The organism is Myxococcus qinghaiensis, assembly GCF_024198215.1.
Classification (GTDB): Bacteria; Myxococcota; Myxococcia; order Myxococcales; family Myxococcaceae; genus Myxococcus; species Myxococcus qinghaiensis.
On the sequence record NZ_JAKCFA010000037.1, the window covers coordinates 41,141 to 54,065 of the forward strand.

Sequence of the window (12,925 nt, forward strand, 5' to 3'; positions counted from 1 at the left end):
GGCCGGCGCCTGCGTCAGACGAGCGAGGCGACGTAGAAGTGCGTCGGCAGGTGGACGACGAGCGCGGTGTGAATCTCGCCGCACACGGCCAGGCCCTCGCGCGGGAAGATGCCCGGAGGCGCCTCCGCGAAGCGGATGGAGGAGCGGCCACTGTCGAAAATGGTCGCGGCCGCGGTGAAGTCCCCGACGATGACCTGCCCGGGGTCCACCATGCGCGCGCGGGCGATGCGCACGCCCATCGCGGTCAGGTCCGCCAGCAGTCCGCCGCGTCCCACGAAGTACCGGTAGTAGTCCGCCGGATTGACGAGGATGCCGTCGGCGCTGCCGCCCATCTGCTCCACCCTGTCGCACGCGGCGAGCAGCGACGAGACAGGGTCCGAGAGCGCGGGCAGGCGGGCAATCCCTGGCGTCTCCAGCAGTCCACGCACCCGCTCTCCTCCGCGTCCGCGCGCGAGCGCCTGGTTCTCCGCGGTGCACAGCCGCACCAGCAGCCGGAAGTCGATGAACGTCGCCAGCGTCTCCGGGTCATCGAGCAGCGCCGGAGGCACTTGAATCCAGGCCGTCGTCGGCTTGAGCGTCGCCAGGTCCGTGTGGAACTCGAACGCGGCCTCGGGTCGCAGGCCCACGTCCTCCACCGCCACGGTGGGCGCCGTCTTCGGCGGGGTCTCGTGCCAGTACTTCACCTTGGCACCGTCCGCCTTCGCGACCTTGAACAAGGCGCGCACGGCGATGCGCGGACGTCGCTTGAAGCCCGGGAACGCCTCGGTGATGGTGTGAGGGAACTCCACCGAGGCCTTTGCGCCCTGCGTGGCGACCGCCTGGGCGAAGACCCTTCCGGGCGAGAGAACGGGTTGCTCTACTGTCTCGTTCGCGCTCATGTGGATCCAGGGCCTACTCGCCCCAGTCCTCCTCTACCTCGGGTGCCTCTTCGAGCCGCAGTGGATTGAGGCCCACCACCTCCAGCTCACCGTCACAGCCCGTGCATGTGAGGACCTCTCCCTGCACACGGCCCGTGCCATCGATGGGCTGAGAACACGTGGGACACAGAGCCTGCCCGGTCTCTTCCGACTGCTTCGTCAGTGCTTGCATGCCCTTGCTCCTTGTTCAACCGCCGTCGCTGTCGCTGACGGCAACGGGTTCATGGGGCGCGATGTTTCACACCCTCCCTGAGTCCCAGGCGCGTGCAGTCTGGGAGCCTTCTCCGCCCTCGTCAAGGCAAGCTGGGAAAGGCTCGCGAGTGCAGCAAGGCGGCATTTCTCAGCTGACTCGGCACGAGCGATTTCTGTGCTCCACTGTCGCCACGTCCCATGTCCATCCGGCGACTTTCGAGCCATCCGTCGTTTCGTGCCTTCAGTCACCCGGCCTACGTGAAGGTCTGGTGGGGCGGGCTCATCTCCACGTTGGGGACGTGGATGGAGCTGGTCGCGCTGGGCATCTACGTGACGGAGACGACAGGGCGCGCGGAGTGGATGGGCCGCATCACCGCGCTGGCGTTCCTGCCCTCCATCGTGCTCGTCCCACTCGCGGGAACGCTTGCGGACCGGTTCGACCGGCGAGCCTATCTGGCGGTGTGCACGCTGGCGCAGGCGGTGATTGCCGGAGCGCTCGCGGTGCTGGCCGCCACGGGTCGGCTCACGCTCACGCCGCTGGCCATCCTCTGCGTCCTGCACGGCTGCATGAGCGCGCTGACGCTGCCGGTCTTCTCCGCGATGACGGCGGTGATTCTCCCCTCGGAGCAGCTTCACAGTGGCCTCAGCCTGGACCTGGCGCAGGCCAACCTGGGACGCATCTTCGGCCCGGCGCTCGCGGCCCTCATCCTCACGCGAGGTGGGGTGGCGTGGGCCTTCGTGTTCAACACGGTCTCCTTCGTCGCCGTACTGGTGGCGCTGGCGTGGATGGGGCCGGTGCGTCGGGGGAACCCGCGACCTGGGGAGGGGCTGTGGAGAGGAGTGAAGCGCGGGCTGCTCGCGGCGCGTGAGGACGTGGGCATCGCCGCGGCGCTGGGTGGCACGCTGGGCGTGGCCGTGCTCATCTCGCCCTTCATCGCGCTGGTGCCGGTGCTCGCGCTGCGCGTGCTCCATGGTGACGCGGCCACGGCGTCGCTGCTCACCACGGTACAGGGCGTGGGCGCGGTGACAGCAGCCGTGCTGGCGGGGACGCTGGCCGAGCGCTGGGGACGAGGAGCACTGCTGGAGCGGACGATGCTCCTGTTGGGGCCCGTGGCCGCCGCGTACTGGCTGTCTCCGAACGTGCCCATCGCGGGGGTGTTCCTCTTCGTGCTCGGCGCGCTGTATCTGCTCGCCGTGGGAGGACTGAGGACGTTGTGCCAGGGACGCGCGAGCGCGGAGCTGCAGGTGCGCGTGAGCGGCCTGTTCAACCTGGTCCTCAACCTGGGGTACTCCGGTGGCGTGTGGTTGCAGGGAGCGCTCGGGGACCGGCTGGGACTGCGCGCCGTCACCGCATGCGCGGCGCTGCTCTTCTTCGCGCTGGCGCTGAGCGTGCGCGTGCTGCTGCCGGGTCGGCTCGCTTCGCTGGAGGCGCGGTTGCCTCCTCCGTCCACGTGAGCGCGGCTCATGCGGATGCGCTCCGGGGCTGTGCCTTCGCATGGGCTCGAGCCAGCGCGTCGCGCAACAGTGTGGCGAGTTGCTGGACGCCCGGAAGCCGCAGCAGCGCGTAGTGGTCTCCGGCAAGGGTGTGGACCTCCACGCCGCCCCTCGCCAGCAGCTCCCACTCGTGGGCACGGGGCGACTCGCCCGACTCCATGGAGAGCAACGCGCCCGAGTAGGGGCGCGGGACATAGCGCCATGCGGCCCGGAGGTTGGACTCGAACACCTGGCGCAGAGCCGTGAGGCCCGACTCGGGCAGCGCCGCCGCCTGACGTCCCGCCTCCTCCAGGAGCCGCAGCGCCTCTTCCGGAGGGAGCCGTGAGAGTTCTTCCTCGGAGCACGGCAGGTCCGCGCCCGCCGCGCGCAGCAAGTCCCTGAAGAAGAGCGCGCCCAATCTCGCGGGCTCCAGCCACTCGCGGTCCACCCCACCTCCTGCATGGGCTCGCGCATAGGTGTCAATGAGCACCAGCAGATCCACCTGCTCGCCTTGCTCCTGGAGTTGCTGTGCCATCTCGTAGGCAAGAGTGCCGCCCAGGGACCACCCTCCGAGCAGGTAGGGTCCCCTCGGCTGCACAGTGCGAATGGCGCGCAGGTGGTGCGCCGCCAGCGCCTCCACGCTGTCATGGGGCACCACCTCACCGTCGAGTCCCGGAGCCTGCAATCCGAAGAAGGGCTGCTCGGCTCCCAACAGGTGCGCGAGCTCCGCGTAGGCGAGCACCGTTCCGCCCACGGGGTGGATGCAGAAGAAAGGCCGCTTCGACCTCCCACTCCGCAGCTCCACCAGCGACGACGCGGGACCCAGCGCCTGCTGCAACACGCTCGCGATGCGCTCCACCGTCGCCCCCTGGAACAGCGTCGCCACCGGGAGCGCGCGTCCGGTCAGCTCGCGAATCCGTCCGAGCAGCCGCACGGCCAGCAGCGAATGCCCACCCAGTTCGAAGAAGTCCTCCCGAATCCCCACGGGATGCAGGCCCAGCGTCTCCTCCCAGGCACGCACGAGCTGAAGCTCCAGCGAGGTCCGCGGAGGAACACGCTCCACCGAGCGCGCGGTCACCTCTCCCTCCGGCGCGGGCAGCGCGCGACGGTTCACCTTGCCGCTGGGCGTGAGCGGCAGCGAGTCCAGCGGGACGAAGAGTCCCGGCACCATGTATTCGGGCAGTCGCTGCTTGAGGAAGCCGCGCAGCTCGCTGGCCGCCGGAGGACCGCCCTCCCCGCCCACGACATAGGCCACCAGACGCGTGAGCCCTGAACCATCCGCGCGAGCCTCCACCACGCAATCCTTCAGCGCCGGGTACCGCGCGAGCACTGCCTCGATTTCCGCCAGCTCGATGCGATAGCCACGGACCTTGACCTGCGCATCGCGTCGCCCCAGGAACTCGAGCGTCCCGTCCGGTCGATACCGCGCGAAGTCTCCCGTGCGGTACAGCCGCGCCCCAGGAGAGAGGTCGAGCGGGTCCGGCACGAAGCGCTCCATCGTCAGCTCCGGACGGTGGAGGTAGCCCCGCGCCAGCACGTCCCCGCCGAGATACAGCTCCCCCGGGACACCGAGCGGCACGGGCGCCTGCCGCGAGTCCAGCAGATGGACGCGAGCGTTCGCGATGGGCCGGCCGATGGAGGGAAGGTCCGGCCACGACTCGGGGTCCCCTTCCAGCGTGTGGGCCGTCACCACGTGCGACTCCGTGGGCCCGTAGTGGTTGTGAAGGACGCAGCCGGGCAACCGCCGCGCGAAGCGTCTCAGCGCGGGAGTCACCCGAAGCTGCTCGCCCGCCGTCACCAGCTCACGGAGGCGTCGCGGCGCGAAGTCCTCTCGGTCCGCCACCTCCGCCAGATTCTGGAGCGCGACGAACGGCAGGAACAGTCGCTCCACTTCACACCGGTCCATCAGCTCCAACAGGGCGTGCGCATCCAGGCGCAGCTCCTCGGGAATGAGCACCAGCTCGCCTCCCGCCGCCCAGGTGGAGAACAGCTCCTGGAAGCTCACGTCGAAGCTCAGCGGAGAGAACTGGAGTGTCCGGGCCTTCGGCTGAAGAGAGGCACCGAGCTGCCACTGCACCAGGTTGAGCAGCGGCCCGTGCGGCATGGCCACGCCCTTGGGCGTACCCGTGGAACCCGAAGTGTAGATGACGTACGCGAGCGACTCCGGCCTCGCCACCGGCTCCAGGTCCGCTGAGCGCTCCTCCGCGAAGCGAGCCGCCTCTGTATCGAGAGCCAGTCCGCGCGCGATGCCCTCCGGCAGCACCTCGGAGAGAGAGGACTGCGTGAGCAGCCACGACGCTCCCGACGAACGGAGCATCCACTCCAGACGCTCACGCGGATAGGCGGGATCCAGCGGGACATAAGCGCCGCCCGCCTTGAGGACGCCCAGCACACCCACAGCCAGGTCGAGCGAGCGGCGGACGCACAGCGCCACCGGAACATCAGGGCCCACGCCTCCACGACGAAGGAAGCGCGCGAGTCGGTTCGCCCGCTGGTTCAGCTCGCCATAGGTCAGCGTCTGTTCCCCGAAGCGGACGGCGATGGCACCGGGCGTGCGCGCGGCCTGCGCCTCGAAGAGCACATTCACGCAGGGCGCCGAGGAGCGGGGTGCCTCGGTGGCGTTCCACTCCACGAGCAGACGACGTCGCTCCGCCTCTCCCAACAGCGGCAGCGACTCCACGTCCTGTCCCGGCTGGGAGAGCGCGGCCTGGAGCAGCCGCGTGTAGTGGCCGGCCATCCGCGACACCGTCTCCTCATCGAAGAGGTCCGTGTTGTATTCCCAGTACGTCACGAGCGACTGGGGCAGCTCGCGCACGAAGAGGGTGAGGTCGAACTTCGCCATGCCCGGCTCGAAGGACACCTCCTCCACCGCGAGACCGGAGAGCGACAACGGAGCCGTGGGCCCGGGCATGACGAACATGACCTGGAAGAGCGGCGAGCGACTCAAGTCCCGGCTCGGCTGCAGCGCGTCCACCAACTGCTCGAACGGAAGGTCCTGATGCGCGAAGGCCCCCAGGCACGCGCGCCTCACCCGCCGCAGCAGCTCCCGGAAGCTCGCTCCTTGAGTCTCCGTCCTCACCACCAGCGTGTTCACGAAGAAGCCCACCAGCGCTTCCACCTGCCTCCAGTTCCTTCCGGAGATGGGCGTTCCCACCACCACGTCCGTCTGTCCGCTGTAGCGCGCCAGCAGCGCCTGGAATCCCGCCAGCAGCGTCATGTACAGCGTCACTCCCTCCTTCCGGCTCACCTCGCGCAGTGCGCCCGCCAGCTCCGGAGGAAGTCGCACCGCCAGATGGCCGCCGTTGAACGACTGCATGACGGGCCGAGGCCTGTCGGCGGGAAGCTCCAACACAGGCGGTGCCCCGGCGAGTTGCTGCTTCCACCACGCCAACTGCTTCTCCAGTACCTCCCCCTTCAACCACTCCCGCTGCCACTTCGCGTAGTCCGCGTACCGCACCTCCGTGCGTCGCTCGTCGGCGGCGTTCCCGCTCATCTTCGCCGCGTACGCGTCGCTCAGCTCCCGCTCCAGCACGCCCACCGACCACCCGTCGAACACGATGTGGTGCACCACCCACACCAACACGTGCTCCTCCTCCCCTACCCTCAGCACTTTCCCCCTCAACAGCGGGCCGCGCTCCAAATCGAAGGGCCTTCGCGCCTCCGCTTCCACACGCGCCAGCACCTCCCCTTCCTCCGCCTCCTCCACGCGCAGCTCGAACTCCACCTGCTCGTGGATGCGCTGCACCGGCCTGCCGTCCACTTCACCGAACGTCGTCCGCAGTGACTCGTGCCTGCGCGCGACGTCGTGGAACGCGCCCTCCAGCGCCTTCACTTGCAGCGGCCCCTTCAGCCTCACCGCGAAGGGCATGTTGTAGGAGAAGCCCTCGGCATCGAGCTGGGAGAGGAACCACAGTCGCTGCTGCGCGAAGGACTGCTCCGCCACGGCACTCGGGGGCCCGCGCACCAGCGGCGGTGGTGCCGCGCCCCTGGCATCTTCCAGCACGTCCTCCAGGTGTTCCGCGAGCTGCGCCACCGTGGGGGACTCGAACAGCACGCGGACCGGGAGCTCGCGACCGACGACCTCCTTCAAGCGCGATACCGCCTGCGTCGCGAGCAACGAGTGGCCTCCCAGCTCGAAGAAGTGCGCCTCGACGCTCACGCGCTCCAGCCCGAGCAAGGGTCCGAAGACCTCCGCGACCACCCGCTCCATCGCGGTGCGCGGCGCCACGTAGCCACCGCGAGCCTCCTCCGCGCGCGGCACCGGCAGCGCCTTGCGGTCCACCTTCCCCGTGGGCGCCAGCGGCAGCGTGGGCAGCGACACGAAGGCCGAGGGCACCATGTACTCGGGCAGCTTCTCTTGCAGTCGCGCGCGCAGCTCCGAGGGCTCCAGTCGCTGGCCCTCCTGGAAGACCACGTAGCCCACGAGCCGGCGGTCTCCCGGCGTGTCCTCGCGGACGACGGCCACCGCGTCCCTCACGCCAGGCAGGGCTCGCAGCACCACCTCCACTTCGCCCAGCTCGATGCGGAACCCGCGCAGCTTCACCTGCCCATCCAGGCGGCCCAGGAACTCCAGGTTCCCATCCGCGAGCCAGCGCGCCCTGTCCCCCGTCCGGTAGTAGCGCTCACCGGGCACCGCGCCGAGCGTGTCCGGGACGAAGCGGTCCGCGGTCAGGTCCGGTCGACCATGGTAGCCATGCGCGAGGCTGACACCCGCGACGCCCACTTCGCCCGGGACACCCAGGGGGCAAGGCTCGCCCTTCGAGTCCAGCACGTAGAGCCGCACGTTGGTGATGGGCTCGCCCACCGGAGGCAGCGCGGGCCACGACGACGGTGGGCCCGAAGCCCTCCACGCGGTGACGACGTGCGCCTCGGAGGGCCCGTATTGATTCTCCAGCACGCAGCCCGGGAGCCGCTCGAAGAAGGCCACCAGCGCCGGAGTCACCTGGAGCTGCTCGCCCGCCGTGACCACCTCCGTCAAGGGCGGCAGCACGTCCTCCGCTCCGGCTGCGTCACACACGGCCTGGAGCGCGACGAAGGGCAGGTACAGCCGCTCCACCCGGTGCCGCGCCATGTACCGCAGCATGGCGCTGGGGTCCCTGCGCAGCTCGGGGGTGATGAGCAGGACGCGCCCGCCCAGGCACCAGGTGCCGAACAGCTCCTGGAAGGAGACATCGAAGTTGAGCGAAGCGAACTGGAGCGTGGTGGCGTCCGGCTTCACCGTGCGCCGCAGCAACCACCAGAGCATGTTGCCCACCGCGCGGTGGGACATGACGATGCCCTTCGGCCGGCCAGTGCTTCCCGAGGTGTAGACGAAGTAGCAGTTCGTCTCCGGAGAGACGTCGACGGAGGCAGCGACGGTGGGGCGCCTGGCGATGGCGGCGCTCTCGTCCTCCAGGCACACAAGTCGAGTTCCGGTGCCAGGAGGCAGCGCGGCGACGAGGTGCGACTGCGCCAGCACCACGGGCGCGCGCGTGTCCTCCAGCATGAGCGCAAGTCGCTCGACGGGCCAGGTCGGGTCCAGCGGGAGGAAGGCCGCGCCCGCCTTCAGGGTCGCGAGCACCGCCACCGGCATCTCCAGGCTCCCCCGGTCCAGGCACAAGCCAACGGAGCCGTTGGGTGGAACCCCCAGCGCCACCAGGTGGTGCGCGAGCTGATTCGCGCGCGCGTCGAGCTCCCCGTAGGTCAGCGAGCGAGTGCCATCCGAGACCGCCTCCGCGTGAGGAGTCCGCGCGACCTGCGCCTCCACCCAGCGGTGCATCAGCCCCGGCACATAGGTGGCGTCCTGGCGCGAGCCCCAGTCGAGGAGCAGGCGCTGTCGCTCAGCGTCTCCGAGCAGCGGAAGCTCCAGGACCTGTCGCTCCGAGGACGTCACCGCCGCGCTCAACAACCGGCCGTAGTGCCCGGCCATCCGCGACACCGTCTCCTCGTCGAAGAGCTCGGTGTTGTATTCCCAGTACGTCACCAGCCCGCGCGGCGTCTCCCACGCGAACAGCGTCAGGTCGAACTTCGACACCCCGGGCTCGAAGTCGAGTTCCTCCACTCGAACACCGTCCAGGTCGAGCGGCGACAGGGTGCCCGGCATGACGAACATGACCTGGAAGAGCGGCGAGCGACTCAAGTCCCGGCTCGGCTGCAGCGCGTCCACCAGTTGCTCGAACGGAAGGTCCTGATGCGCGAAGGCCCCCAGGCACGCGCGCCTCACCCGCCGCAGCAGCTCCCGGAAACTCGCTCCTTGAGTCTCCGTCCTCACCACCAGCGTGTTCACGAAGAAGCCCACCAGCGCTTCCACCTGCCTCCAGTTCCTTCCCGAGATGGGCGTCCCCACCACCACGTCCGTCTGCCCGCTGTAGCGCGCCAGCAGCGCCTGGAACCCCGCCAGCAGCGTCATGTACAGCGTCACCCCTTCCTTCCGGCTCAGCTCACGAAGCTGTCCTTCCAGCCCGGCGGGCAGCGTCACCCGCTTGAGCGCGCCACGGTAGGTCCGCACCGCGGGCCGCGCCCGGTCCGTCGGCAGCTCCAGCACCAGCGGCGCTCCCGCCAGCTCCTGCTTCCACCACGCCAGCTGATTCTCCAGCACCTCCCCCTTCAACCACTCCCGCTGCCACCTCGCGTAGTCGGCGTACTGCACCTCCAGGACAGGTCGCTCCGACGCATCACCTTTCACCCTCGCCGTGTACGCGTCGCTCAGCTCCCGCTCCAGCACGCCCACCGACCATCCGTCGAACACGATGTGGTGCACCACCCACACCAACACGTGCTCCTCCTCCCCCGCCCTCAACACCTTGGCCCGCAACAGCGGGCCTCGCTCCAAGTCGAAGGGCCTTCGCGCCTCCTCTTCCACCCGCGCCAGCACCTCCCCTTCCGCCACGTCCTCCACGCGCAGGTCGAACTCCACGTCCTCGTGAATGCGCTGCACCGGCCTGCCATCCACTTCACCGAACGTCGTCCGCAGTGACTCGTGCCTGCGCATCACCTCGCGGAACGCTTCCTCCAGCGCCTTCACGTCCAGCCGTCCACTCAGCCGCCGCGCGAAGGGGACGTTGTAGGAAATCCCTCCCGCATCGAGTTGCGAGGTGAGCCAGAGCCGCTGCTGCGCGAAGGACTGCTCCACCACGCCACCGTGCAGCTGATGCGTCAGGGGTGGCGGCTGCGCGCCATGGTTCTCCTCCAGTCGCTCCGCGAGCCGAACCACGGTGGGCGACTCGAACAGGACGCGCACGGGCAGCTCGCGTCCCACCACCTCTCGCAACCGCGACACGGCCCGCGTCGCCAGCAACGAGTGGCCACCCAGCTCGAAGAAGTGGTCCTCCACGCCCATTCGCGCCAGGCCCAGCAGGGGCGCCAGCACGTCGGCCACCACCTGCTCCATCGCCGTGCGCGGCGCCACGAACTCGCCTCGCGCGTCCTCTGCGCGCGGCGACGGCAGGGCCTTCCTGTCCAGCTTCCCATTCGGAGTGAGCGGAAGCGCCGGCAACGAGACGAAGGCCGAGGGCACCATGTACTCAGGCAATCTGCTTTGCGCGTGTGCTCGAAGCGCCTGAGGCGTCAGCGCCGCATCCTCGGTGGGGACGAAGTACGCGACGAGCCACCGACCTCCGGGCCCATCGTCTCGCGCCAGCACCGTCACCTCGCGCACCTCGGGATGCGCGGCGAGCGCGGACTCCACCTCCCCTGGCTCGATGCGGAAGCCTCGCAGCTTCACCTGACCATCCAGCCGACTGGCGTACTCCAGCGTCCCATCGCGCAGGAAGCGCACCCGGTCTCCCGTGCGGTACAGCCGCGCTCCCGGCTCCGTGCTGAAGGGATGGGGCACGAAGCGCTCCGCCGTCAGCTCGGGCCGTCCGAGATACCCCCACGCCAGTCCATCACCTCCCGTGTACAGCTCGCCCCACACACCGACGGGCACCAGCGACAGGGCCGCGTCCAACACGTAGACGCTCGTGTTGGAGACAGGCCGCCCGATGGGCACCGACGCGCCGACTCGCGCCCCATCCGTCAGTCGATGCGTGGTGGTGAAGGTGGTGTTCTCCGTCGGGCCATAGCCATTGGTGACGCTCCCACCCCGAGCCAGCCGCGCGCGGACGGCTCCGGGCGACACCACGTCACCTCCCGTGAGCACCTGACGAACACTCGCCAGCGCGTCGGGCCGGGTGGCCATCACCTGCTCGAACAGCGCGGAGGTGAGCCACAGCGTGGTGATGCCATGACGCGACAGCGCGCCTTCCAGCGCCTCCACGGCGGGCGCGTGCTCCGAGAAGACGACCAGCTTCCCGCCGTTGAGCAGCGGTCCCCACAACTCCAACGTGGCCGCGTCGAACGAGATGGGCGCCAGTTGGAGGAAGACCTCCTCCGCGCCCAGCTCCGCGAAGCGGGAGCCCTTCACAAGTCGCACCACGGCCCGGTGCGGAATGCACACGCCCTTCGGTCGTCCCGTCGACCCGGACGTGTACATGACGTAGGCCAGCGCCTCCGCCGGGACGGACACCTTGGGGCCCTCTTCCGGCTCGGTGGCGAACCGCGCCCATGACGACTCCAACGCGATGACCTCCACGGCCACGGAGGGAAGTCGCGAGCTCAGCGACGGCTGGACCAGCAACACCTGGAGCCCCGCGTCCTCGCACATGAAGGCCAGGCGCTCCGCGGGATACGACGGGTCCAACGGTACATACGCGCCACCCGCCTTCAGGATGCCGAGCGTCGCCACCACCATCTCCAGCGAGCGCCGGGTGAACAGCCCCACCCGGCCACCCGCCGCCACCCCATGCCGCCGCAGGTGATGCGCGAGCTGACAGGCCCGCCGGTCCAGCTCGACATAGGTGAGCCGAACACCCTCGAACTCCACGGCGACGGCGTCCGGCGTCCGTGCCACCTGCGCCTCGAACACCTCGTGGATGCTCGCCTCGCGCGGATATCGGGTCCGGGTGTCGTTCCACTCGACGAGGAGCTGCTCCCGCTCGGCCAGGCTCAGCAAGGGAAGCTCGGAGACCCGCAGCTCTGGATGCGCCACCACCGCTTCGAGCAACCGCACATAGCGCTCGGCCAGCCGCGACACCGTCTCCTCATCGAAGAGGTCCGTGTTGTATTCCCAGTACGTCACCAGCCCTCGCGACGTCTCGCGCGCGAACAGGGTGAGGTCGAACTTCGACACGCCCGGCTCCAGCGGAACGTCCGAGGCGTCCACCCCTTCCAGCGCCAGCGACGAGCCGGGCTCCCCCTGGAGCACAAAGGCCACCTGGAACAGCGGCGAGCGACTCAAGTCCCGCCCCGGCTGGAGTGCCTCCACCAGTTGTTCGAGCGGCAACTCCTCGTGCGCGAAGGCTCCCAGGCACACGCGCCGCACCTGCTTGAGCACCTCCCGGAAGGGCACGTCGTCGACGCGGGCTCGCAGCGCCAGCATGTTGGCGAAGAAGCCGATCATCCCCTCCAAGTCCCGGGAGCCGCGTCCCGCGAAGGGCGAACCGACGACGATGTCCCGCTGCCCGCTGTGGCGCGCCAGCAACACCTGGAACGCCGCCAGCAGCGTCATGTACAGCGTCACCCCTTCCTTCCGGCTCAGCTCGCGAAGCGGACCCTCCAGCGTCTGAAGCGGTGGCAACCACGTGAGCGCCCCGGAGAACGTCTGCACCGCCGGCCTCGGGCGGTCCGTCGGCAGCTCCAACACCAGCGGCGCTCCCGCCAGCTCCTCCTTCCACCACGCCAGCTGGTTCTCCAGCACCTCGCCCTGCAACCACTCCCGCTGCCACCTCACGAAGTCCGCGTACTGGACCTCCGTGCGTCGCTCTTCGAGCCCCTTCCCCTCGTACGCCTCGCTCAGCTCCCGCTCCAGCACGCCCACCGACCACCCATCGAACACAATGTGGTGCACCACCCACACCAACACGTGCTCCTCCTCCCCCACCCTCAACACCTTGGCCCTCAACAGCGGACCTCGCTCCAAGTCGAACGGCCTGCGCGCCTCCTCCTCCACCCGCGCCAGCACCTCCCCTTCCGCCACGCCCTCCACGCGCAGCGCGAACGCCACGTCCTCGTGGATGCGCTGCACCGGCATGCCGTCCACTTCGCCGAACGTCGTCCGCAGCGACTCGTGCCGCCGCATCACCGCGCGGAACGCCTCCTCCAGCACCTTCACGTCCAGCCGCCCCTTCAGCCTCGCGGCGAAGGGAGCGTTGTAGGCAAGCCCCTCCGGTTCCAGCTGCGCGAGGAACCACAGCCGCTGCTGAACGAAGGACTGCGCCACCACGCCACCGTGCGGCTGGTGCACCAACGGAGGCCGGCGCCCCGCGCGCTCCACCTTCGGACGGGGGGACTGCTCGTGCTGCGACATGGTGCTCCTCGAGTCCTCG

4 protein-coding genes are annotated in these 12,925 nt (G+C 69.5%); 1 reads left to right on the plus strand and 3 read right to left on the minus strand.

Annotated features, from left to right (window positions below; genetic code table 11):
• Window positions 1–14: 14 nt before the first annotated feature.
• Window positions 15–878 carry a family 3 encapsulin nanocompartment shell protein gene (locus tag LZ199_RS42580; RefSeq protein ID WP_253999550.1) on the minus strand — a complete coding sequence of 288 codons (864 nt, stop codon included), beginning with the start codon at window positions 876–878 and terminating at the stop codon, window positions 15–17.
• 13 nt (window positions 879–891) lie between these two features.
• Window positions 892–1,089, minus strand: a complete 198-nt coding sequence (gene lysW / locus LZ199_RS42585) for a lysine biosynthesis protein LysW (RefSeq protein WP_253999551.1) — start codon at window positions 1,087–1,089, stop codon at window positions 892–894.
• Window positions 1,090–1,307: 218 nt separating this feature from the next.
• Between lysW and LZ199_RS42590 the strand changes: the two genes are divergently transcribed.
• Window positions 1,308–2,564, plus strand: coding sequence for an MFS transporter (locus tag LZ199_RS42590; protein ID WP_253999552.1), 1,257 nt, complete (start codon window positions 1,308–1,310; stop codon window positions 2,562–2,564).
• Between the two features lie 7 nt (window positions 2,565–2,571).
• Here the strand turns inward: LZ199_RS42590 and LZ199_RS42595 are convergent, their stop codons facing one another.
• Entirely contained in the window at window positions 2,572–12,906 is a 10,335-nt protein-coding gene (locus LZ199_RS42595) for a non-ribosomal peptide synthetase (protein WP_253999553.1), read from the minus strand.
• Window positions 12,907–12,925: the final 19 nt, after the last annotated feature.